This window comes from Paraburkholderia sp., assembly GCF_036488795.1.
Taxonomy (GTDB): domain Bacteria; phylum Pseudomonadota; class Gammaproteobacteria; order Burkholderiales; family Burkholderiaceae; genus Paraburkholderia.
The window spans coordinates 36,074-57,727 of sequence record NZ_DASXHA010000108.1 but is presented as its reverse complement, the minus strand read 5'-3'; the positions used below and the strand labels follow the sequence as shown (position 1 = coordinate 57,727).

At 62.9% G+C, this 21,654-nt stretch carries 18 protein-coding genes and 1 pseudogene; 12 read left to right on the top strand and 7 right to left on the bottom strand.

Features of this window, described 5'->3' with window-relative positions:
* Window positions 1-20 precede the first annotated feature (20 nt).
* On the bottom strand, window positions 21-416 hold the full coding sequence (locus VGH41_RS15825) for a hypothetical protein (RefSeq protein ID WP_331598415.1): 396 nt from the start codon (window positions 414-416) through the stop codon (window positions 21-23).
* A gap of 188 nt (window positions 417-604) precedes the next feature.
* Here VGH41_RS15825 and VGH41_RS15820 point away from each other — a divergent pair, with 188 nt between their 5' ends.
* Window positions 605-2,131 (top strand): AMP nucleosidase, encoded by a 1,527-nt coding sequence (locus tag VGH41_RS15820; RefSeq protein ID WP_331598414.1) that lies wholly within the window; start codon window positions 605-607, stop codon window positions 2,129-2,131.
* Window positions 2,132-2,141: 10 nt separating this feature from the next.
* On the opposite strand, the pseudogene VGH41_RS15815 reads toward VGH41_RS15820, so the two are convergent.
* The 3 genes and pseudogenes from VGH41_RS15815 to VGH41_RS15805 form a co-directional block, all read right to left on the bottom strand.
* A pseudogene (locus tag VGH41_RS15815) lies at window positions 2,142-2,672 on the bottom strand (chromate transporter).
* Entirely contained in the window at window positions 2,669-3,238 is a 570-nt protein-coding gene (locus tag VGH41_RS15810) for a chromate transporter (RefSeq protein ID WP_331598413.1), read from the bottom strand. Before VGH41_RS15810 ends, VGH41_RS15815 begins: the two are co-directional and overlap by 4 nt.
* 174 nt (window positions 3,239-3,412) lie before the next feature.
* Window positions 3,413-4,156, bottom strand: coding sequence for a TIGR00730 family Rossman fold protein (locus VGH41_RS15805; RefSeq protein WP_331598412.1), 744 nt, complete (start codon window positions 4,154-4,156; stop codon window positions 3,413-3,415).
* Between the two features lies 1 nt (window position 4,157).
* Between VGH41_RS15805 and polA the strand changes: the two genes are divergently transcribed.
* The 3 genes from polA to VGH41_RS15790 all read left to right on the top strand — a co-directional run bounded on the left by polA (window position 4,158) and on the right by VGH41_RS15790 (window position 9,498).
* On the top strand, window positions 4,158-6,911 hold the full coding sequence (polA, locus tag VGH41_RS15800; RefSeq protein ID WP_331598411.1) for a DNA polymerase I: 2,754 nt from the start codon (window positions 4,158-4,160) through the stop codon (window positions 6,909-6,911).
* A 164-nt stretch (window positions 6,912-7,075) separates the two neighbouring features.
* Window positions 7,076-8,419: an NAD(P)/FAD-dependent oxidoreductase gene (locus VGH41_RS15795; protein ID WP_331598410.1), complete on the top strand. Its 1,344-nt coding sequence runs from the start codon at window positions 7,076-7,078 to the stop codon at window positions 8,417-8,419.
* Between the two features lie 206 nt (window positions 8,420-8,625).
* Complete coding sequence (locus tag VGH41_RS15790) at window positions 8,626-9,498, top strand: dienelactone hydrolase family protein (protein ID WP_331598408.1); 873 nt, start codon at window positions 8,626-8,628, stop codon at window positions 9,496-9,498.
* 72 nt (window positions 9,499-9,570) lie between these two features.
* Here the strand turns inward: VGH41_RS15790 and VGH41_RS15785 are convergent, their stop codons facing one another.
* Together VGH41_RS15785 and VGH41_RS15780 are read right to left on the bottom strand one after the other, a co-directional pair.
* Complete coding sequence (locus tag VGH41_RS15785) at window positions 9,571-10,440, bottom strand: sulfurtransferase (RefSeq protein WP_331598407.1); 870 nt, start codon at window positions 10,438-10,440, stop codon at window positions 9,571-9,573.
* A 210-nt stretch (window positions 10,441-10,650) separates the two neighbouring features.
* Window positions 10,651-11,757 carry an aromatic ring-hydroxylating dioxygenase subunit alpha gene (locus VGH41_RS15780; RefSeq protein WP_331598405.1) on the bottom strand — a complete coding sequence of 369 codons (1,107 nt, stop codon included), beginning with the start codon at window positions 11,755-11,757 and terminating at the stop codon, window positions 10,651-10,653.
* A gap of 287 nt (window positions 11,758-12,044) precedes the next feature.
* On the opposite strand from VGH41_RS15780, the gene VGH41_RS15775 reads away from it, so the two are divergent.
* From VGH41_RS15775 to folE2, 4 genes are all read left to right on the top strand, one after another.
* Window positions 12,045-12,353, top strand: coding sequence for an exodeoxyribonuclease VII small subunit (locus VGH41_RS15775; protein ID WP_331598404.1), 309 nt, complete (start codon window positions 12,045-12,047; stop codon window positions 12,351-12,353).
* Window positions 12,350-13,231 carry a farnesyl diphosphate synthase gene (locus tag VGH41_RS15770; RefSeq protein WP_331598403.1) on the top strand — a complete coding sequence of 294 codons (882 nt, stop codon included), beginning with the start codon at window positions 12,350-12,352 and terminating at the stop codon, window positions 13,229-13,231. The genes VGH41_RS15775 and VGH41_RS15770 overlap by 4 nt, the downstream gene beginning before the upstream one ends.
* 85 nt (window positions 13,232-13,316) lie before the next feature.
* A complete protein-coding gene (dxs, locus tag VGH41_RS15765; protein WP_331598402.1) occupies window positions 13,317-15,224 on the top strand; it encodes a 1-deoxy-D-xylulose-5-phosphate synthase in 1,908 nt (635 codons plus the stop codon).
* A gap of 196 nt (window positions 15,225-15,420) precedes the next feature.
* Window positions 15,421-16,233 carry a GTP cyclohydrolase FolE2 gene (gene folE2 / locus VGH41_RS15760; protein WP_331598401.1) on the top strand — a complete coding sequence of 271 codons (813 nt, stop codon included), beginning with the start codon at window positions 15,421-15,423 and terminating at the stop codon, window positions 16,231-16,233.
* Window positions 16,234-16,332: 99 nt separating this feature from the next.
* Here the strand turns inward: folE2 and tsaD are convergent, their stop codons facing one another.
* Window positions 16,333-17,361, bottom strand: a complete 1,029-nt coding sequence (tsaD, locus tag VGH41_RS15755; RefSeq protein WP_331598400.1) for a tRNA (adenosine(37)-N6)-threonylcarbamoyltransferase complex transferase subunit TsaD — start codon at window positions 17,359-17,361, stop codon at window positions 16,333-16,335.
* A gap of 156 nt (window positions 17,362-17,517) precedes the next feature.
* On the opposite strand from tsaD, the gene VGH41_RS15750 reads away from it, so the two are divergent.
* The 4 genes from VGH41_RS15750 to dnaG all read left to right on the top strand — a co-directional run bounded on the left by VGH41_RS15750 (window position 17,518) and on the right by dnaG (window position 21,647).
* On the top strand, window positions 17,518-18,741 hold the full coding sequence (locus tag VGH41_RS15750) for an NAD(P)/FAD-dependent oxidoreductase (protein WP_414696665.1): 1,224 nt from the start codon (window positions 17,518-17,520) through the stop codon (window positions 18,739-18,741).
* Window positions 18,742-18,809: 68 nt separating this feature from the next.
* Window positions 18,810-19,022, top strand: coding sequence for a 30S ribosomal protein S21 (rpsU, locus tag VGH41_RS15745; protein WP_074266548.1), 213 nt, complete (start codon window positions 18,810-18,812; stop codon window positions 19,020-19,022).
* A 222-nt stretch (window positions 19,023-19,244) separates the two neighbouring features.
* Window positions 19,245-19,691, top strand: coding sequence for a GatB/YqeY domain-containing protein (locus VGH41_RS15740; protein ID WP_331598396.1), 447 nt, complete (start codon window positions 19,245-19,247; stop codon window positions 19,689-19,691).
* Between the two features lie 90 nt (window positions 19,692-19,781).
* Window positions 19,782-21,647, top strand: a complete 1,866-nt coding sequence (gene dnaG, locus VGH41_RS15735) for a DNA primase (protein ID WP_331598395.1) — start codon at window positions 19,782-19,784, stop codon at window positions 21,645-21,647.
* Window positions 21,648-21,654: the final 7 nt, after the last annotated feature.

Sequence of the window (21,654 nt, the reverse complement as noted above, 5' to 3'; positions counted from 1 at the left end):
GCCCGGCCGCTGGATCAGGTTCAGTACGACAGGCTCACGGATGGCAAACGGTTGCTCGTATGGCCGTTGGTCGGGGCGGTGGGCGACGTGTCGAGCGGCGCGGTCATCTGATAGCGCGTGCCGAGATTCGAATGCACGTTGATTTCGACTGGCTTGCCTTTGTCGCGATATTCGGTGATTTCGGTGCCGTTCGGGCTTTTTTCGTAGAAGCTCGGCTCGCGCGGCTGGTTGATTTCGACCTTCGAGCTGACCTCGGCGGCGGGACGGTTGATCGCCTTCAGGTCCGGCAAACCGGCCCGTTCGTTGGCGGACATGGTCTGGTCGGCGGGCGGCGGTGCGTCCACTGGCTGGGCAGCCATCGCGGTGTTAGCGATGGCGAGCGCCAGCGCAACGGCGACGGGAAGGAGCGGCTTCATGGTGATTCTCCAATAAGGTGCCCAGATTCTAGCAAATCCAGCCTTGCCTACGGGGCGCGATAGCCTTATTTTGCGCCGGTTTCGCACGGCTTGCGCGCAAAGTTGTTGCAGTGCGTTTGGTCCGGCCCCACACATCAATCTAGCCGTGTTCCGTGGTAAGGTCGTCTCATCAAGCGAGGCGAATGACGATGAACAACAACACCAATCAGCGTGCGGTGCAGACTCCCGCCAATGACTTTCCGACCGAAGCATTCGACGACGCGACCGACGCCGTCACCCATCTGTCCGCCATCTATGAAGCGAACACGTCGTTTCTGCGCGACGCGTTTGCGCGTTACCGGCGTAACGAACCGTTCGATCGCCGCGTGCGCGCCTGTTACCCGTTTGTCAGGGTGTGCACCGAAGTCAACACGCACATCGATTCGCGCCGCTCGTACGGCTTCGTCGCGGGTCCAGGGGTGTTCGAGACGACCGTGACGCGGCCGGATCTGTTCGGCAACTACTATCGCGAGCAGCTTCGTCTGCTGGCGAAGAACCATCATGTGAAGATCGAGGTGGGGGTGTCGGACCAGCCCATTCCCATCCATTTCGCGTTCGCGGAAGGCATTCATCTGGAAGGCGACCTGGACCGCGAGCGCCTGTTCGGAATGCGCGACGTGTTCGACACGCCGGATCTGCGGCTGCTCGACGACCGGATCGTCAACGGCACCTACGAGCCGGGCCCCGGCGAACCGCATCCCCTGGCGCTGTTTACGGCCGCGCGGGTCGATTTCTCGCTGCACCGGCTCAAACACTACACGGCGACTTCTCCCACGCATTGCCAGAATTACGTGCTGTACACGAACTACCAGTTCTACATCGATGAGTTCGTCAAGCTGGGCCGCACCATGATGGCGCACACCGACGAGCCCGAACTGCGCGCGTATCGCAGCGAATACACGTCGTTTGTCGAGCCGGGCGACGTGATCACCTACAACGCCAATCTCGGCGAGCAGGACGACGAAGGCACGCCGCCGCCGCGCCTGCCGCAGATGCCCGCGTATCACCTGAAGCGCGCCGACGGCAGCGGTATCACGATGATCAACATCGGCGTCGGGCCGTCGAATGCGAAGACCATTACCGATCACATCGCCGTGCTGCGGCCGCATGCGTGGATCATGCTCGGCCACTGCGCCGGTCTGCGCAATACGCAGCGCCTCGGCGACTACGTGCTGGCGCACGGCTATGTACGCGAAGATCACGTGCTCGACGACGATCTGCCACTGTGGGTGCCGATTCCGGCGCTCGCCGAAGTGCAGGTTGCGCTGGAGCGTGCGGTGGCGCAGGTGACGCAGCTGGACGGCGCCGAGCTCAAGCGCGTGATGCGCACCGGTACGGTGGCGAGCGTCGATAACCGCAACTGGGAACTGCGCGATCATCGTGAGCCGGTGCAACGTCTGTCGCAAAGCCGCGCGATTGCGCTCGATATGGAAAGCGCGACGATTGCCGCGAACGGCTTCCGGTTCCGGGTGCCTTACGGCACCTTGCTTTGCGTGTCGGACAAGCCGCTGCACGGCGAATTGAAGCTGCCCGGCATGGCCGATCAGTTCTATCGCGCGCAGGTGGACCAGCATCTGCAGATCGGCGTCAAGGCAATGGAGCTGCTGCGCATGAACGGGCTGCATCGTTTGCATAGCCGCAAGCTGCGCAGCTTTGCCGAGGTGGCGTTTCAGTGAGCTTGTGCGGCTAGAACTGCCCGAAGCCGGTCAGCCCAATCAGGCTGCCGGCTGCGAGCAGCCACAGCGGATGAATCCGCGTCTTGATCGCGAGCACCGCGCAGACGGCCGTGGTGGCCCAGGCGATCATGGTCGTATCCGAGGCGTGCGCAATCAGCGCGGCGCTCGCGGCGACCAGACCCGCCGTCACCGGTACCAGACCGGCTTGCGCGTAGCGCCGCCACGGCCGGTCCTTGAAGCGCTCCCACGCTTGCAGCGCGAGGATCGTCACGATCGAGGACGGCCCGAACTTCGCCACCGACGTCACCAGCATCCCCGCCCATCCCGCCACGTGCCAACCCACCAGCGTGACGACCATCAGGTTCGGGCCGGGCGCGGCTTGCGCCAGCGCGAAGAGGGCGCTGAACTCGCTGGCCGGCATCCAATGATGCACTTCGACCACCTAGCGCTGCATCTCCGGCAGAATCGTATTGCCGCCACCGAAGGCGAGCAGCGACAGCTGGCTAAAGATGATGGCGAGGGAGATCAGGGTATCGTTCATCGCGCGGCCCTCGCGGCGAAGAAGATGCTAAGCGGCGTGAGCACCAGCATCGTAGGCAGCAGCGGGAAGCGCAGCAGGGCGATCGCCACAAAGCCAAGCGCGGCAATGCCCGCCGCGACCGGCTTGTGCCGCAGTGGCAGCAGGATCTTCACCGCCATCGAGATCAGCAGGCCGGCCGCGGCCGCAGCCAGTCCCGCAAACAGATGACGGATGTGCGGATCGTTTTGCGTGTGCTCATACAGCACACCCAGGCCGATGACGACCAGCGACGGCCCCGCGATCAGTCCCAGCAAACCGGCCAGCGCGCCCGGCAGCCCGCGAAAGCGCATGCCGATTGCCACCGACAGGTTGATCACATTACCGCCCGGCAGAAACTGGCAGAGTCCCAGCAGATCGGTGAAGTCCGAGGCGGAGAGCCAGCGGCGCTGTTCGACGATCGCCCGGCGCGCAAGCGGCAGCGCGCCGCCGAACGAGATCAGTCCAAGACCGAGAAAGCCGCTGAAAATGTCGACGACGCCCGGCGGTTCAGAAAGACCGGTCTCCGAGGAAGTGAGGTTTTGATTCATGTTGTGAGCCTGACTGTACATCCGGCGAGGTTAACGCCGATTCGCCTTCGCGCACAACGATTTCACGGGCGTTTTCCTGGTGATCCGCATTGACAGGCAGGGGCCGCACGCTTCGCCGGTTTCCGGCCGGCGAGCGTGACCAGGCCGGTTCAACTCACTTCACGTCGCATCGCATCACAGATAGAACATCCGGTCTTCGTCGGACTTCGCGGGATGCGGTTCTGTCTCTTCGCGGTCTTCGTAGAACTTCAGTACCGCTTCGAGGACCTGGTCCGGATCGTCGATCACCTGCATCAGGTTCATGTCATCCGGATTGATGAGGCCCATGGGCACCAGCGAATCCTTGAACCACGCAAGCAGACCCTGCCAGAACTCGCCGCCCACCAGAATGATGGGTACATGACGCGACTTCTTGGTTTGAATGAGCGTGAGCACTTCGGCAAGTTCATCTAGCGTGCCGAAACCGCCGGGCATCACGATGACCGCGTCCGAGTTCTTCACGAACGTGACCTTGCGCGTGAAGAAGTGGCGAAAGCGCAGTGAGATGTCCTGCCACTGGTTGCCCGATTGCTCGTGCGGCAGTTCGATGTTCAGACCCACTGACGGCGCCTTGCCCGCATGGGCGCCCTTGTTGGCCGCTTCCATGATGCCGGGGCCGCCGCCGGAGATCACTGCAAAGCCGGCATCGGAAAGCTTGCGTGCGATCTGCGTGGCCAGTTTGTAGTAAGGCGAATTCGGTTTCAGGCGTGCTGAACCATAGATGCTGACAGCCGGGCGAATCTCCGAGAGGTACTCGGTCGCCTCGATAAACTCTGCCATAATCGTGAACATCTGCCACGATGCGCGGGCCTTCTTGGCCGTTGCGCGCTCTTGATCTGCGAGCGATCGCAGACTCGGAATCACTTTTCTCTTGTTCATAATGCCTGAAGAACGAATCCTGGAAGCTGAGCTGGAAGGTAAGACCCTGCTACTGGTTGACGGTTCGAGTTATCTGTACCGGGCCTACCATGCGATGCCTGATCTGCGCGGACCTGACGGCGGACCTACGGGTGCGCTCTACGGAATCATCAACATGCTGCGGCGCATGCGCAAGGAAGTTACAGCAGAGTATAGCGCGTGCGTGTTCGACGCCAAGGGCAAAACGTTCCGCGACGACTGGTATCCCGACTACAAGGCGAACCGTCCTTCCATGCCGGAAGACCTCGCGCGTCAGATCGAACCCATCCATGTCGCGGTGCGCGCGCTGGGTTGGCCGCTGTTGATGATCGACGGCGTCGAGGCTGACGATGTGATCGGCACGCTCAGCGTCGGAGCCGAGAAGTACGGCATGAACGTGATCGTGTCGACCGGCGACAAGGATCTGGCGCAGCTCGTGACGGACCATGTCACCCTCATCAATACGATGACCAACGAGACGCTTGACCGCGCCGGCGTGCTGGCGAAATTCGGCGTGCCGCCGGAGCGCATCGTCGACTATCTGTCGTTGATCGGCGATACCGTCGACAACGTGCCCGGCGTCGAGAAGTGCGGCCCGAAAACGGCGCTCAAGTGGCTCACACAATACGAATCGCTTGATGGCATCGTCGCACATGCGGACGAGATCAAAGGTGCGGTAGGAGACAATCTGCGCCGTGCGCTGGATTTCCTGCCCATGGCGCGCAAGCTCGTCACCGTGGATACGCAGTGCGATCTGGCGGCCCAGGTCGTGTCGATCAAGGACAGTCTCGCCACGCGCTCCGAAGCACGCGACGAACTGCGCGATATTTTCGCGCGTCACGGCTTCAAGACATGGCTGCGTGAAGTCGAAGTGGCGGAAGTGGTGGAAGGCCCGGGCGCAGGTGAAGACGTTGCCCCGGTGATCGACGGCGAACGTCACTACGACACCGTGCAGACGTGGGAACAGTTCGACGCGTGGCTCGCGAAGATCAATGCCGCCGAACTGACCGCCTTCGATACCGAAACCACTTCGCTCGATCCGATGACGGCGCAACTGGTGGGCATTTCGCTGTCCGTCGAGCCGAACGCCGCTGCGTATATTCCGGTGGGGCATCGCGGCCCCGATCATCCGGTGCAGTTGCCGCGCGACGAAGTGCTCGCCAGACTCAAACCCTGGCTCGAAAGCGCCGACCACAAGAAGGTCGGTCAGCACGTCAAGTACGACGAACAGGTGCTCGCCAATTACGGCATCGAAATGAAGGGCATCGAGCACGACACGCTGCTGCAGTCGTACGTGGTCGAGTCGCATCGCACGCATGATATGGACAGCCTCGCGCTGCGCCATCTCGGCATCAAGACCATCAAGTACGAAGAGGTCGCGGGTAAGGGCGCGGGGCAGATCGGCTTCGACGAAGTCGCGCTCGAACAGGCCGCCGAGTACGCAGCGGAAGACGCGGACATCACGCTGCGTCTGCATCAGGCGTTGTATCCGCAAGTCGCTGCGGAAGAAGGCCTGAAGCGCGTCTATAGGGAAATCGAAGTTCCCACTTCGCGTGTGTTGCGCAAGATGGAACGCAACGGCGTGCTGATCGACGCTGAAAAGCTGCGCCGGCAAAGCAATGAAATCGCGGCACGGCTGATCGAGCTGGAAACCGAGGCGTATGTGTTGGCGGAGGGCGAATTCAACCTCGGCTCGCCGAAGCAGATCGGGCAAATATTCTTCGAGAAGCTGCAGTTGCCGGTGGTCAAGAAGACGCCAAGCGGCGCGCCGTCTACGGATGAAGAAGTGCTGCAGAAGCTGGCGGAAGACTATCCGCTGCCGAAGTTGCTGCTCGAACATCGCGGCTTGTCGAAACTGAAGTCCACGTACACCGACAAGCTGCCGCGTATGGTCAACGCGCAGACCGGCCGCGTGCACACCAACTACGCGCAGGCGGTGGCGGTGACGGGTCGGCTTGCCTCGAACGATCCGAACTTGCAGAACATTCCGGTGCGCACGGCTGAAGGGCGCCGCATTCGCGAGGCGTTCATTGCGCCGCCGGGTCACAAGCTTGTATCTGCCGACTATTCGCAGATCGAACTGCGCATCATGGCCCACATCTCCGGAGATGCCTCCTTGCTGCGCGCCTTCGCGCAAGGCGAGGACATTCACCGCGCGACCGCGGCGGAAATTTTCAGCGTGACGCCGCTGGAAGTGTCGAGCGATCAGCGGCGCGTGGCGAAGGTGATCAACTTCGGCCTGATCTACGGGATGAGCGCCTTTGGTCTGGCGGCAAATCTCGGTATCACGCGCGATGCGGCGAAGCTGTATATCGACCGGTACTTCGCGCGTTATCCCGGCGTCGCCAACTATATGGACGAGACCCGCGCCAGCGCCAAGGCGAAGGGTTACGTCGAAACCGCATTCGGGCGCCGTCTGTGGCTGCCGGAGATCAACGGCGGCAATGGACCGCGCCGCCAGGCAGCCGAGCGCGCTGCCATTAACGCGCCGATGCAAGGCACGGCAGCCGACCTGATCAAGATGTCGATGATCGCGGTGCAGGACTGGCTCGAGGCACAGAAAATCGGCACACGCATGATCATGCAGGTGCACGACGAACTGATCCTCGAAGTGCCGGACGAAGAGCTGTCCGAAGTGCGCAAGCGTTTACCCGAACTGATGTGCGGCGTCGCCGCGCTGAAAGTGCCGCTGGTCGCCGAAGTCGGAGCGGGGGCCAACTGGGAAGAGGCACATTGACGCAGACGTGATCCTTGGCCGATATCGTCGTACGCATGTCACACATGCCTACGGATCACTTGTTGTAACCCGCATTGCTCACGGACAATCTCTGACAGACGGACCGACGCAACTGACGTAGGCCGTCTTGACGCACAAGCAGTCGTCAAACACGGAGAGCTACGATGCATCGTTTTATCATCGTTGGTGGTGGTGCGGGTGGATTGGAGCTGGCAACGCGTCTCGGCGATCGCTATGCGCCGCACAAGAACAAGGGCGGCGTGCAGGCGCAGGTCACACTGGTCGACCGTTATCCAACCCATATCTGGAAGCCGCTGCTGCATGAGGTAGCCGCGGGCAGCATGGATCCCTTCACGCAGGAGCTCGCTTACGCGGCTCAGGCGCGCTGGCATGGTTTCGAGTTCCAGCAGGGTGAGCTGGCCGGACTCGACCGGGCCGCGAAGCGCATTACCCTCGCGCCGGTCGCCGACGACGACGGCGCGGAACTCTTGCCGCAGCGTGAGCTGGAATACGACACGCTGGTGATTGCCATCGGCAGCACCACGCATTTCTTTGGCGTCAAAGGCGCACCGGAAAACTCCCTTGCACTGGACACGGTCGGCCAGGCCGAGCGCTTTCGCAAGCGTCTGATCGCGGCTTGCATGCGCGCGGAGCATCAGGCGCACGAACCCGTCGAGACCACGCCGGGTGCTCCTAAAGAGCCGCGAATTCAGGTGGCGATTGTCGGCGGCGGCGCGACGGGCGTTGAGCTTTCCGCTGAACTGCGCAATACCGCGCAGGTGTTGTCGGCTTACGGCCTGCATAAGCTCGATCCGCGCCACGACGTGGGCATTGTGCTGATCGAGGCGGGTCCGCGCATCTTGCCGGCGTTGCAGGAGCGGGTCTCGACGGCGACGTCCGAACTGCTGACGAAGCTGGGTGTGACGCTAATGACTGGCGAGACGGTGGCTGAAGTGGCGCCGGGTGTGGTTCGCACCGCCAGCGGCAAAACCATCCGCGCGGACCTGACGGTCTGGGCCGCGGGCATCAAGGCGCCGGCTATTCTGAGCCAGCTCGACGGTCTGACGGTCAACCGTCTTGGCCAGCTGATCGTGCGTCCTACCTTGCAAACCGAAACCGACGACAACGTTTTTGCCCTCGGCGACTGCGCCGCATGCCCGTGGCCGGGTAACGAGCGCAATGTGCCGCCGCGCGCGCAGGCGGCGCATCAACAGGCGAGCTTCCTGCTGAAGGCTTTGAGCGCGCGGCTGGAAAACCGGCCGCTGCCGGAGTTCACCTACCGCGACTTCGGATCGCTCGTGTCCCTCGGCCATTTCAGCGCGGTCGGCAATCTGATGGGCGGCGTGATCGGCGGCAGCATGCTGATCGAAGGGCTGTTTGCGCGCTTCATGTACATGTCGCTCTATCGCCTGCATATTGCCGCACTGCACGGCTATGCGCGGATGGTGCTCGATACGTTCGCGCACTGGCTGCATCGTACGACGCTGCCGCGGGTCAAGCTGCACTGAGCTTCAGGTTGTGCCTGGGCGTGAGCCGGCTGGATGCGCGGCTCACGCGCCACTGCAACCGGGCAACGCGCGCGGCTGCGCGATGGCTATGCGGCGCGGTGAACCGGCCTTCTGCAAGAGGACACGCTTGAAGCGTATCCTGTGGCCTTTCCCATGGCCGTACTTTGCCATTGTCGCCGTTCACTGCCGCCTACAAGGAGCGCCGCATGCTGAAGCCTGAAATCGACAGCCTCGTCCCCCACGTTCCTTTCAATCGACGCACCTTCATCAAGGCCGCGCTCGGCTCCGGCTTTGCCGCCGCCGTGCTGCCGGTATCCGCACAAACCATCCACACGGATAGCGATGGACTCGAAGCCGGCGAGGTGGCCGTGCATTCAGGCGACACGCTCGTGCCGGCCTACCGCGCGCAACCGAAAGGCAAGACGCATCTGCCGGTGATCATCGTGGTACACGAGATTTTCGGGGTGCATGAGCATATCGCCGACGTCTGCCGACGCTTCGCCAAACAGGGTTATCTCGCGATCGCGCCGGATCTGTACGTACGTCAGGGCGATGCGTCGGCCTATCCGTCGATGCAGCAACTCAATGACCAACTGGTCAGCAAGGTGCCCGACGAGCAGGTTCTCGGCGATCTCGACGCCACAGTTGCCTGGGCCGGCGCCAATGGCGGCGATCTGAGCCGGCTGGGCGTGAATGGTTTCTGCTGGGGCGGACGCATTACATGGCTTTACGCAGAACACAACCCGCACGTGAAGGCGGCGGTGGCCTGGTATGGACGCGTCACCGGCGATCGCACGGCCATGAACCCGGCCAACCCGATCGACCTCGTGAGCGACCTGCACGCGCCGGTGCTGGGACTGTACGGCCGCCAGGATACGAGCATTCCGCAAGACACGCTCGAACAGATGAAGCAGGCCATTGCGCAGGGACCGGAGGCGGGACGCGGCTCACAGTTTGTCGTCTATGACGACGCCGGGCACGCGTTTTTTGCCGACTACCGGCCGAGCTACAAGAAGGCGGATGCGGAGGATGGCTGGCGCCGTGCGCTTGTCTGGTTCAAGCAGCACGGGGTGGCATAGCGGCGTGGGGCGCGGCCGCCGCGAGGCAGGCGTGACATACGGGCGGCGCGCCGCGAGTGACGACATTGCCCCTTACGGCTGCGCTCCTGTGGCGACCGGGCGCTTGCTGTCCGAACTCCATTCGCTCCACGATCCCGCGTAAAGCGCCGCGCCGTGCAGGCCGGCGACTTCCATTGCGAGGGCGTTGACGCAGGCCGTCACGCCTGAGCCGCACTGCAGCACCACGTGATCCGGCGCCACGCCCGGCAACAGCGTCTGAAACTCCTCACGCAGCGAGTGCGCAGGCTTGAAGCGGCCGTCGGCGGTCAGATTGTCCTTGTAGAAGCGGTTCAGCGCGCCCGGGATGTGGCCGCCCACGGGGTCCATGGTTTCGTTCTCGCCGCGATAGCGATCCGCGGCGCGTGCGTCGATCACCACCCGCTCGTGCGTTTTCAGATTGCGCTCTACGGCCTGAACATCGAACGTCACGGCAAGCGGCGCGCCCGCCTTGAAGTCGCCCGCGGTGGGCGGCGTCACGTCTTGCGTCAACGGTCGGCCTGTCGCTTCCCAGGCCTGCAACCCGCCGTCGAGCAGGGCCACGGCGTCGTGACCTAGCCAACGCAGCAACCACCAGGCGCGCGCGGCGTACATACCGCCTTGCGCGTCATAAGCGACGACCTGCTGACCTTGCCTGAGGCCGCGCGCGGCGAGCGTGGCGACCAGCTTCGCGCGGTCCGGCAGCGGATGGCGGCCATTCGTGCCCGTCTTCGGGCCCGACAGATCGTGATCCAGATTGAAGTACAGCGCGCCCGGCAGATGGCCGGCCGCATAGGCGGTTTCGCCGGCTTCGGGATCGGCCAGGTCGAAACGGCAATCCATGACGAACACGCTGCCCGGTGCGGCAGCGAGCCGTTCCGCGAGATTCGTGGCGGAGATCAGCGTGGTGTAGTGAGTGTGCGGCATGACGGCCCCATGCAAGATGGTTGCGAAACGTGCGGCGTTGACCTGGTTCGAGGCCGCGGTGGCAGGCAACAGGCTGCACCGCGTTCGAATGGCCCATCCGGGTGATATTGTTAGTCTAAACAAAAAAGACGGGCCGAAGCCCGTCTTTCCGTTGTTTGACCCCACTTCGCCAGGTCTGGCCGCCCTTGTGGCATGCTGCATGCACGTTGATCAGATCGTGCCAAGCTGGCGCCGCAGGAACTCGTGGAAGTGCTGCATGCCGTCTTCCATCGGGCTCTGATACGGGCCGACCTGTGACTCGCCACGCTCCATCAGTGCGCGGCGGCCGGCGTCCATGCGCTCGGCGATCTCGTCGTCTTCGCGAGCCGTTTCCATGTAAGCGGCCCGCTCGGCTTCGACGAACTCACGCTCGAACAGCGCGATTTCTTCTGGGTAATAGAACTCGACGACATTGGTGGTTTTCTGCGGACCGCGCGGAATCAGCCATGACACGACCAGCACGTGCGGATACCACTCGATCATGATGCCCGGGTAGTACACCATCCAGATCGCGCCGAACTCGGGCGCCTTGCCGTCGCGGAAACGCAGCACTTCGTCGTGCCACTTCCGATACGTGGGGCTGCCCGGCTGTTCCAGATCTTTATGGACACCCACCGTCTGCACGCTGTACCAGTCGCCGAACTCCCAGGTCAGATCGTCGCAATTGACGAAACTGCCGAGGCCCGGATGGAACGGCGCGACGTGGTAATCCTCCAGATAGACCTCAATGAAGGTCTTCCAGTTGTAGTTGCACTCATGGACCTCGACGTGATCGAACATGAAGTTCGAAAAGTCGAAATGCTGCTTGGTGCCCAGTTGCGCCAGATCTTTCGCGACGTTGCGGCCCTGCGCTTCGAACAGCAGCCCTTGCCAGTTCTGCAGCCGCGTGGCGCCGAGATTCAGGCAGGGATTGTCTGCGAAATGAGGTGCACCGAGAAGCTGGCCGTTCAGATCGTACGTCCAGCGGTGCAGGGGACAAACGATGTTCTCCGCCTGGCCGCGGCCGTTGAGCATGATGGCTTGCCGATGGCGGCACACGTTCGACAGCAGTTCGATTTGTGACTGCTGGTTACGGACGAGCACACGCCCTTCGCTCTCGCTGGGCAAAGCAAAATAATTCCCCACTTCCGGCACCATGAGTTCGTGCCCGACGTAGCGAGGACCTTTCTTGAAAAGGGTGTCGATTTCGCGCGTTAGAAGCGCTTCGTCAAAGTAAGCCGTGACTGGCAGCTGGCTGTGAACAGACCGCAACTGCAATGCATTGCTCAGATTGGACATTCCCACTCCCGATGAAGACGTGAAAGCAGTGAACAACCCAACCATCGAAGATTCGATTTAGGGAGCCCGCGATTATACCTGTTTCCCCCTCCTTGGGGCGACTAAGTCCCTGATTTGGGTCAAAATTGTCAAGCAAGTTCGTTGTTTTTGCGCGCACACAAAGGATTTTTTTCTGTCAGGCTCTGGGTGACATGTAAGGGAAGCGTGTAGGGCGGGGGGCTGGGATCGAATCGGTTTGGTCTCTTTTGCCGTAGAATGTCCGACTTGTTTTAATTCTGCGACCATTCATGGCGAAGACCGCATCGAAAGACACCGCTGCCACCCCCGCCGAAGGCGCCGACAGCACACCACTGCCCGAGAACTACGAAGCGGCGCTGGCGGAGCTGGAAGGGCTGGTTGGGCGGATGGAAGGCGGTAGTCTGAGCCTCGAGGAATCGTTGTCCGCGTATCGACGCGGCGCGGCCCTCGTGACGTTTTGCCAGCAACAGCTGGAAAAGGTCGAGCAGCAGGTGCGGGTCCTCGACGGCGAGACCCTCAAGCCGCTGCCCATGAGTGGCACGAACACAACCGCTACGGATAGCGGGGACGACCTATGACTTTCGAACAATGGATGCACTCGGTACTCGAGCGCGTCGAAACGGCACTGGAACACTATCTGCCGGCACCTTCCGTCGAACCGGCGCAGCTTCATGAAGCCATGCGCTATGCCGTGCTCGGCGGCGGCAAACGGGTGCGCCCGCTGCTGTGCCATGCCGCCGGGGAATTGACGGGCGCGCGCGTCGAAGGCCTGGATGCGGCAGCGGTGGCGCTGGAAATGATCCACGTCTACTCGCTGGTGCATGACGACATGCCATGTATGGACGACGACGCGCTGCGGCGCGGCAAGCCCACGGTACACGTTAAGTATGATGAACCGACCGCGCTGCTGGTCGGCGACGCGCTGCAATCGCAAGCTTTCATTGCGCTGACATCTGATGTATTGCCGCCGCAGCAGCAGGCCGCGCTCGTGCGCGAACTGGCTTTGGCGAGCGGCTCGATCGGCATGGCCGGCGGCCAGGCTATCGATCTGGCGAGCGTCGGCCATACGCTCACGCGCGCCCAGCTGGAAACGATGCATCGGATGAAAACCGGTGCGTTGCTGCGCGCCGCGGTGCGCATGGGCGCGCTGGCGGGCGAAGCGCCGGACGCGGACGCGATGCGCGCGCTTGACGCTTATTCGGCCGCCGTGGGTCTCGCGTTTCAGGTCGTCGACGACATTCTCGACGTCACGACCGATTCCGCGACGCTCGGCAAGACGGCAGGTAAAGACGCGAAGGACGGCAAGCCGACCTACGTGTCGATTATTGGGCTCGACGCGTCGCGTGCGCTCGCAGCGCAACTGCGCGCCGACGCCCACGCTGCAATCGCGCCGTTTGGCGCGCGCGCGCAGCGCCTTGCCGAACTGGCTGACCTGGTGGTAAACCGGATCAGCTGAACGCGAAAGCCCGCCGCCGCGTCTCCTACGCAATGGAGATGTGCATGAAGTGCGGGCGCGTAAGTTTTCCTACAATGGAACGACGATGTACGACTTGCTGAAAACCATCGACGACCCGGCCGACCTGCGCCGCCTCGATCGCCGCCAATTGCAACCGCTCGCAGACGAGTTGCGCGCCTATGTGCTCGACAGCGTCTCGAAGACGGGTGGGCATTTGTCGTCCAACCTTGGCACGGTCGAGCTGACGATTGCGCTGCACTACGTGTTCGACACGCCGCGCGACCGGATCGTCTGGGACGTCGGCCATCAGACCTATCCCCACAAGATCCTGACCGGGCGCCGCGACCAGATGCACACGCTGCGTCAGTACGGCGGCATTTCCGGCTTCCCGAAGCGCGACGAGTCGCAATACGACACATTCGGCACGGCGCACTCCAGCACGTCGATTTCCGCTGCGCTCGGCATGGCGGTCGCCAGCAAGCTGCAAGGCGAGAACCGCATGGGCATCGCCGTGATCGGCGACGGCGCGATGACGGCCGGCATGGCGTTCGAAGCAATGAACAACGCGGGCGTCGAAGACGACGTGCCGCTGCTCGTGATCCTGAACGACAACGACATGTCGATTTCGCCGCCGGTGGGCGCGTTGAATCGCCATCTGGCGCGTCTGATGTCGGGCCGCTTCTACGCGGCGGCGCGCGCGGGCGTCGAACGCGTGTTGCGGGTCGCACCGCCCATGCTCGACCTCGCCCGCAAGCTCGAAGAGCACGCGAAGGGCATGATCGTGCCGGCCACGCTGTTCGAAGAATTCGGCTTCAACTACATTGGGCCGATCGACGGCCACGACCTCGATTCGCTGATCCCGACGCTGCAGAACATCAAGGAACTGCGCGGTCCGCAATTCCTGCACGTGGTGACGAAAAAAGGCCAGGGCTACAAGCTGGCTGAGGCTGATCCGGTGCTGTACCACGGTCCGGGCAAGTTCAATCCGGCTGAAGGCATCAAGCCGGCCACCACGCCGTCGAAGAAGACCTACACGCAGGTGTTCGGAGAGTGGCTGTGCGACGCGGCGGAACTCGACGCGCGTGTCGTCGGCATTACGCCGGCCATGCGGGAAGGTTCGGGCATGGTGGAGTTCGAGAAGCGCTTCCCGGACCGTTACTTCGACGTCGGGATCGCCGAGCAGCACGCGGTGACGTTTGCCGGCGGTCTCGCGGCCGACGGCATGAAGCCGGTCGTGGCGATCTACTCGACCTTCCTGCAGCGCGCATATGACCAGCTGATCCACGACGTGGCCTTACAGAACCTGCCGGTGGTGTTTGCCATCGACCGCGCGGGTCTGGTTGGCGCCGACGGCGCGACGCACGCGGGCGCCTACGATCTGGCGTTCCTGCGTTGCATCCCGAACATGACGGTGATGGCCGCGTCTGACGAAAACGAATGCCGGCAGATGCTGTATACGGCATTGCAGCAGCCGAACCCGACGGCCGTGCGCTATCCGCGCGGCGCCGGTACAGGTGTCGCAACGGTCAAGCAAATGGCCGCACTGCCGCTCGGCAAGGGCGAAGTGCGTCGCGAGACCGGGCAGCCCGCCGGCCAGCGGATCGCGATTCTCGCGTTCGGCACGATGGTCGCGCCGTCGCTCGCGGCGGCCGAGCAACTGGATGCAACGGTGGCGAACATGCGCTTCGTGAAGCCGCTGGACGCCGATCTGGTCCGTCAGCTGGCCGAGACGCACGACTATCTCGTCACGGTGGAAGAGGGCTGCATCATGGGTGGCGCCGGTTCGGCCTGCGTCGAAGCCCTGCTCGCGAGTGGGGTTATGCGACCCGTATTACAATTGGGCCTCCCCGACCGTTTCATTGATCATGGGGATCCGGCCAAGCTGCTCGCGGAGTGCGGTCTGGACAGCGCGGGCATTGCCAGGTCGATCCGCGAACGCTTCCTGGATCACGCCACGGGCGCGGCAGGCAAGTCGGTCAAGCGCGTCGCTTAAGTCGCTTAAGCGGCTTCGTGAACGAGCCGGGCGCCTGAGGTTCTCAGGCGCTTGCGCGGCTCTATCATGGCTATAGCAATCTCCAACTTGAATCGATGGGCCCGCGGGCCCATCATGCAACGCCGGCATTTGCCGGCGTTCGCCGTTGCGTGCCCCCTTGCGTGTGCGCGTCAGTGCGGCTAGTGAGGACAAGAACATGAATCAGATGAATCCCGCCTTTGTGATGCCCGACGTGCAGAGCACGGTCGATACGCGTCAGATCCCCATTCAACGGGTCGGCGTGAAGGCTGTGCGCCATCCGTTGACGGTGCGCACGCAAGGCGGCGAAGTGCAGCCTACCGTCGGTATGTGGAACCTGGATGTCCATCTGCCGGCGGACCAGAAGGGCACGCACATGTCGCGTTTCGTCGCGCTGCTCGAAGAGCACAAGGCGCCGCTCGAGTCGGCCACCTTCCGTACCATGCTGGCGGCCATGCTCGAAAAGCTCGAGGCCAACGCGGGCCGCATCGAAGTTTCGTTCCCGTACTTCGTGAACAAGACCGCGCCGGTGTCGGGCGTGCAAAGTCTGCTGGACTACGAAGTGACGCTGACGGGCGACACGCGCAATGGCGTAACACGCATATTTCTGAAAGTGCTCGTGCCCGTGACCAGCCTGTGCCCGTGCTCGAAGAAGATCTCGCAATACGGCGCGCACAATCAGCGTTCGCACGTGACCATCAACGCCGAGTTGACGGAAGACGTGCCGGTGGAAGACCTGATTCGTATCGCCGAGGAAGAGGCGTCGTGCGAACTGTGGGGGCTGTTAAAGCGCCCGGACGAGAAGTTCGTCACTGAGCGCGCCTATGAGAATCCCAAGTTCGTGGAAGACCTGGTGCGCGACGTGGCGCAGCGTCTGAATGCGGATGCGCGGATCATTGCGTACGTGCTCGAAGCCGAGAACTTCGAGTCGATCCACAATCACAGCGCGTATGCCGTGATCGAGCAGGACAAGCGGACTGCAGCGCGTTAAGCGAAGGCGAGTTCGGTGTAACAATGAAGAAACGGCCGCTTGAGCGGCCGTTTTCTTTGGCGGCGGCACTTGCGCCGCTTCGTCATAAGATCAGATCGTTCAGCGCGCGAGCGAGGTCAGGTCCCAGCGCGGCTTGACCGTGAACGCATAGTCCTTGCCCGATTGCTCCGGCCAGCGTGTGAGGCGCAGCGCGCCGGCGAGCGCGATCATTGCGCCGTTGTCGGTGCACAGCGACAGGTCCGGATAGTGCACGTCGAAACCACGCTTCTTTGCGGCGGCTGAAAGGGCCTCGCGCAACTGGCGATTGGCGCCCACGCCACCTGCTACGACAAGGCGCTTGAGCCTGGTTTTCTTGAGTGCAGCGAGCGATTTGGCGGCCAGCACGTCGACGGCTGCATCCACGAAACCGCGCGCGAGGTCGGCTTTGGCCTGTTCGCAGATGTTCGCGCCGCCAAGCTTCTTTACGTGGGTCAGCACCGCTGTTTTCAACCCGCTGAAGCTGAAGTCGAGGTCGCCCGAATGCAGCATGGGCCGAGGCAGAACAACCGCGCCGGGCGTGCCGAATTCCGCTAGCCGCGAGACTTCCGGGCCACCCGGGTAACCGAGGCCGAGCAGTTTAGCGGTCTTGTCGAAGGCCTCGCCGGCCGCATCGTCCAGCGTCTCGCCGAGCGTTTCGTAGATGCCCACGTCCGTGACCCGCATCAGTTGAGTGTGGCCGCCCGAAACCAGCAGCGCGACGAACGGAAACGGCGGCGGTTGGTCGACCAGCAGCGGCGACAGCAAATGCCCTTCAAGATGATGGATGCCGATAGTCGGCTTGTCCCACGCCATAGCAAGTGCGTTGGCGATGCTCGCGCCAACCAGCAGCGCGCCAGCGAGCCCCGGGCCTTGCGTGTAGGCGATGGCGTCGATTTCCGTGCGCGCGGTGCCGGCCCGCTCCAGCACCTCTTCGAGCAGCGGCAACGCCCGCCGGATGTGGTCGCGCGACGCGAGTTCCGGCACCACGCCACCGTATTCCCGATGCATCGCGATCTGCGAATGCAATGCGTGCGCAAGCAGGCCGCGCTGCGTGTCGTAGAGCGCGAGACCGGTTTCGTCGCAGGAGCTTTCGATGCCGAGAACGAGCATGATTCGAGGACTGGCGGGCGCGGCCAACATGTCGCTGTACGGCAATCCCGCGGGTTTCCGCAGGTTCGCGCACGCACGTTTAGGCGCCCGAAAAGTGTGAAGGCAAGCTTCAAAGTATAGCAGTGCGGGGAAGGGGCCGCAGGTACAATGCGCGCCATGGAATCCTTCGATATCGCGGTCATCGGCGCAGGCGCAGCCGGCATGATGTGCGCGGCGGTCGCCGGGCAACTCGGCCGGCGCGTCGTGCTGATCGATCATGCGCCGCGTCTGGCGGAGAAAATCCGCATCTCCGGCGGTGGCCGCTGCAACTTCACGAACCTGTACGCGGGACCGGCGAATTACCTGTCGGCCAATCCGCATTTCTGCCGCTCGGCGCTCGCGCGCTACACGCCGCGCGATTTCATGGCGCTGCTCAAGCAATATCGCGTCACGTGGCACGAGAAGCACAAGGGCCAACTGTTCTGCGATCAGTCGAGCGACGCGGTCATCGACGTGCTCAAAAGCGAATGCGACGCTGGTGGCATTGCGTGGCGCCGGCCGCTCGCGGTCGAGCAGGTGCGGCATGACGCCGCCCAAGGTTTTACGCTGGACACGCAGGGCGGCCCGATCCATGCGCGCGCGTTGGTGGTCGCAACCGGCGGTCTGTCGATCCCGAAGATCGGCGCGACCGAGTTTGCCTATCGTCTGGCCAAGCAGTTCGGTCACAAGCTGATCGACACCCGGCCGGCGCTGGTGCCGCTAACGTTTGCGGCCGCCGATTGGGAGCCGTTCGCGGCGTTATCCGGTGTTTCGCTGGAGGTTCGGATCGCTACCGGTAACAGGAAGGCCGGCGCGGAGTTCGTCGAGGACCTGTTGCTCACGCATCGAGGCTTGTCGGGCCCCGGCGTGCTGCAAATCTCGAGCTACTGGCAGCCGGGCGAGCCGATTCACATCAATCTGCTGTCCGAACAGGATGCCACGACGGCGCTGCTCGAAGCGAAAACCAGCACCAGACGGCAGATTGCGAACCTCTTGTCGGAATGGGTGCCGACCCGGCTCGCGCACGTCTGGCTCGAGGCGCATCAGATCCCGGCCGATGCGCGGCTCGCCGATTTGCCGGACAAGACGCTACGCCGCATCGGCGAGGCGTTGTCTCGCTGGACGCTCACGCCGAACGGCACGGAAGGTTACCGTAAGGCCGAAGTGACGCGCGGCGGGATCGACACCCGCGAACTGTCGTCGGCCACGATGATGAGCGCGCGTGTGCCCGGTCTGTACTTCATCGGCGAGGCGGTCGACGTCACCGGTTGGCTGGGCGGCTACAATTTCCAGTGGGCGTGGGCATCGGGGGTGGCGGCCGGCCAGGCGGCCGCGGAGTATGTCAGGCCCGAGGGGGCTTGACGCGCGCGTGTCTTTGTGAGAAAGGTCTGCTATACTCCCCAACCTTTACGAAGTTCCGTTATTGCAAAATGACGATCATCCGCGTAAAAGAAAACGAGCCTTTTGAAGTCGCCATGCGCCGCTTCAAACGCACGATCGAGAAGAACGGTCTGCTGACTGAACTCCGGGCGCGCGAGTTTTACGAGAAGCCCACGGCTGAACGGAAGCGCAAGAAGGCATCGGCGGTGAAGCGCCACTTCAAACGCCTGCGCAGCCAGATGCTACCCAAGAAATTTTACTGATTCTGACGTCGCTGCGCTTCCCGGAGCGGCGGCACGCAACTGGTGGCGGCATCGAACGCCGTCTCTTGCGGAAAACCTGGCCGTCAAGGCCAACCCGGCCAGGCCGCCTCTACTCCGCGAATTCGCGCCAACCCGCTTGAGGATGCTGTCCCAAGCGGGTTTTCGTGTTGATGCACCGTGCATGGCCGGACCTATTTACATTCCAACGCATTCAGGTGAGTAATGAGTCTCAAGGATCGGATCAACGACGACATGAAGTCCGCCATGCGGGCGCGCGAAACCGAGCGTCTCGGCACCATCCGCCTGCTGCTCGCCGCCATCAAGCAGCGTGAAGTCGACGAGCGCGTGACGCTCGACGACACGGCCATCACTGGCGTCATCGACAAGATGATCAAGCAACGCAAAGACTCGATCAGCCAGTTCGAAGCCGCGGGCCGTACCGACCTGGTCGAGAAGGAAAGCGCCGAACTCACCATCCTGTCGGCCTATATGCCGGAGCAGCTGTCGGACGCCGATATTGCCGCTGAAGTCCAGGCGGCGGTTGCGCAAACCGGCGCTACCGGGCCGCAGGACATGGGCAAGGTGATGGGCGTTCTCAAGCCGAAGCTCGCGGGCCGCGCCGACATGACCGCCGTGTCCGGGCTGGTCAAGGCTGCACTCGCGAAGTAACTCCGTTTCCCAGGACTGCGCCGGTGAGTCGTTCGACCTCGTGTTCAACTCGCCGCGCAGCCTTCAGGCTTTCAAGGTAGCGCCCCCACTGTGATTCCGCATTCGTTCCTGCAGGATCTGCTTAACCGCGTCGATATCGTCGACGTGGTCGGCAAGTATGTGCAACTGAAAAAGGGCGGCGCGAACTTCATGGGGCTCTGTCCGTTTCACAACGAGAAGAGCCCTTCGTTTACGGTTAGTCCGACTAAGCAGTTTTACCATTGCTTCGGCTGCGGCGCGCATGGCACATCCATTGGTTTCCTGATGGAGCATGCCGGCCTGACCTTTCCGGAAGCCGTCAACGACCTCGCCCAGTCGGTGGGCCTGACCGTGCCACAAGAGCCGTCGCCGCAAGGCGGGGGCGGAGGCGGTGGTTATGCGCCGGGGGCATCGAAGGCGGTGACCACCGCGCTCTCCGATGTGATGCAAACCGCATGCGACTTTTATCGCAAGCAGTTGCGCGGCGCCCCCAACGCGATCCAGTACCTGAAAAAGCGTGGCTTGACGGGCGAAATCGCCGCCCGTTTTGGCCTGGGTTATTCGCCCGACGGCTGGCAGAACCTGGAGGCTGCATTCCCCAACTATCGGGACGATTCGCTGGTGGAATCCGGCCTCGTGATCGTCAGCGAAAAGTCGGACGCACAGGGGCAGAACCGCCGTTACGACCGCTTCCGCGAGCGGATCATGTTCCCGATCCGCAATGTCAAAGGTCAGGTGATCGGTTTCGGCGGCCGAGTGCTGGACGGCGGCGAGCCCAAGTATTTGAATTCGCCGGAAACGCCTCTATTTAACAAAGGCAGCGAGTTGTACGGGCTGTTCGAGGCCCGCCTGGCCATTCGTGAACAGCATTATGTGCTGGTAGTCGAAGGGTATATGGACGTGGTGGCGCTGGCCCAGCTAGGGTTTCAGAACGCGGTTGCCACGCTGGGCACAGCCTGTACGCCAGTCCATGTGCAAAAATTGCTACGCCAGACGGATACGGTAATTTTTAGCTTCGACGGCGATTCGGCCGGCCGGCGGGCGGCGCGCCGGGCGCTTGACGCCTGTTTGCCGCATGCCGCGGACAACCGCACCATCCGGTTCCTGTTTCTGCCGTCCGAGCATGACCCGGACAGCTACGTGCGGGAATTCGGCACGGAAGCATTTGCCGAACAGGTCGAGCGGGCCATGCCGTTGTCACAGTTCATGCTGAATGAAGTGCTGACCGGCAAGGAGCTGGACCAGCCGGAAGGCCGGGCGCGCGCGCTGTTCGACGCCAAGCCGCTGCTGCAGGCGTTGCCTGCCAATGCGCTGCGTGCACAGATCATGCATATGTTCGCCGACCGGCTCGACGTGCCGTTCGACGAGGTCGCCGCGTTGTGCGAGGTGGATTCCCGGATCGCCGCGGCGGCCAGACAGGCGCCGGCCCGCAAGGACCGGCGCAGCGTAACCGGGATCGAGGAAAAGACGCTGCGCAATCTGGTGATGTACCCGCGGACGGTGGCGGTGATCGACGAGGAGGCCGAGCAGGCCCTCCTGAGCGTCAGCCGTCACGGCGAACTCTTTGAAGAAGTGACGACCCACGCCCGTGCGCTGGGCGACGCGGCGGAGTTCCAGCTGCTCTCCGACCTCTTGCGAAATGGTGCAAATGCCCCGACTTTCGAGGAAATCTTTCGCAAAATTCTGGACTATGATGAAAACGTCCGGGATTTGTTGCTGAAGGATCCCGCGAATCCGGCCGTAATAGAGGAACGGCGCGAGCAGGAACGAATTGTCGGCGAGGAGCTGAAGGCTGCTATTGTGAAGATGCGATACGACGCTTATTGCGAGCGCCTGGATCAGCTTTCGCGGCAGTCAAGGCATACCGCCGAAGAGTTCGCGGAGCTGACAGATCTGAATCAGAAACGGGCTGACATGAAGCGCCAGCTCGGTCTGTAGCAGGGGA

What these genes read in the sequence shown, in the direction of transcription:
- VGH41_RS15825 (WP_331598415.1), bottom strand. Translation starts at nt 416, where the DNA reads ATGAAGCCGCTCCTTCCCGTCGCCGTTGCGCTGGCGCTCGCCATCGCT.
- VGH41_RS15820 (WP_331598414.1), top strand. Translation starts at nt 605, where the DNA reads ATGAACAACAACACCAATCAGCGTGCGGTGCAGACTCCCGCCAATGAC.
- VGH41_RS15810 (WP_331598413.1), bottom strand. Translation starts at nt 3,238, where the DNA reads ATGAATCAAAACCTCACTTCCTCGGAGACCGGTCTTTCTGAACCGCCG.
- VGH41_RS15805 (WP_331598412.1), bottom strand. Translation starts at nt 4,156, where the DNA reads ATGAACAAGAGAAAAGTGATTCCGAGTCTGCGATCGCTCGCAGATCAA.
- polA (WP_331598411.1), top strand. Translation starts at nt 4,158, where the DNA reads ATGCCTGAAGAACGAATCCTGGAAGCTGAGCTGGAAGGTAAGACCCTG.
- VGH41_RS15795 (WP_331598410.1), top strand. Translation starts at nt 7,076, where the DNA reads ATGCATCGTTTTATCATCGTTGGTGGTGGTGCGGGTGGATTGGAGCTG.
- VGH41_RS15790 (WP_331598408.1), top strand. Translation starts at nt 8,626, where the DNA reads ATGCTGAAGCCTGAAATCGACAGCCTCGTCCCCCACGTTCCTTTCAAT.
- VGH41_RS15785 (WP_331598407.1), bottom strand. Translation starts at nt 10,440, where the DNA reads ATGCCGCACACTCACTACACCACGCTGATCTCCGCCACGAATCTCGCG.
- VGH41_RS15780 (WP_331598405.1), bottom strand. Translation starts at nt 11,757, where the DNA reads ATGTCCAATCTGAGCAATGCATTGCAGTTGCGGTCTGTTCACAGCCAG.
- VGH41_RS15775 (WP_331598404.1), top strand. Translation starts at nt 12,045, where the DNA reads ATGGCGAAGACCGCATCGAAAGACACCGCTGCCACCCCCGCCGAAGGC.
- VGH41_RS15770 (WP_331598403.1), top strand. Translation starts at nt 12,350, where the DNA reads ATGACTTTCGAACAATGGATGCACTCGGTACTCGAGCGCGTCGAAACG.
- dxs (WP_331598402.1), top strand. Translation starts at nt 13,317, where the DNA reads ATGTACGACTTGCTGAAAACCATCGACGACCCGGCCGACCTGCGCCGC.
- folE2 (WP_331598401.1), top strand. Translation starts at nt 15,421, where the DNA reads ATGAATCAGATGAATCCCGCCTTTGTGATGCCCGACGTGCAGAGCACG.
- tsaD (WP_331598400.1), bottom strand. Translation starts at nt 17,361, where the DNA reads ATGCTCGTTCTCGGCATCGAAAGCTCCTGCGACGAAACCGGTCTCGCG.
- VGH41_RS15750 (WP_414696665.1), top strand. Translation starts at nt 17,518, where the DNA reads ATGGAATCCTTCGATATCGCGGTCATCGGCGCAGGCGCAGCCGGCATG.
- rpsU (WP_074266548.1), top strand. Translation starts at nt 18,810, where the DNA reads ATGACGATCATCCGCGTAAAAGAAAACGAGCCTTTTGAAGTCGCCATG.
- VGH41_RS15740 (WP_331598396.1), top strand. Translation starts at nt 19,245, where the DNA reads ATGAGTCTCAAGGATCGGATCAACGACGACATGAAGTCCGCCATGCGG.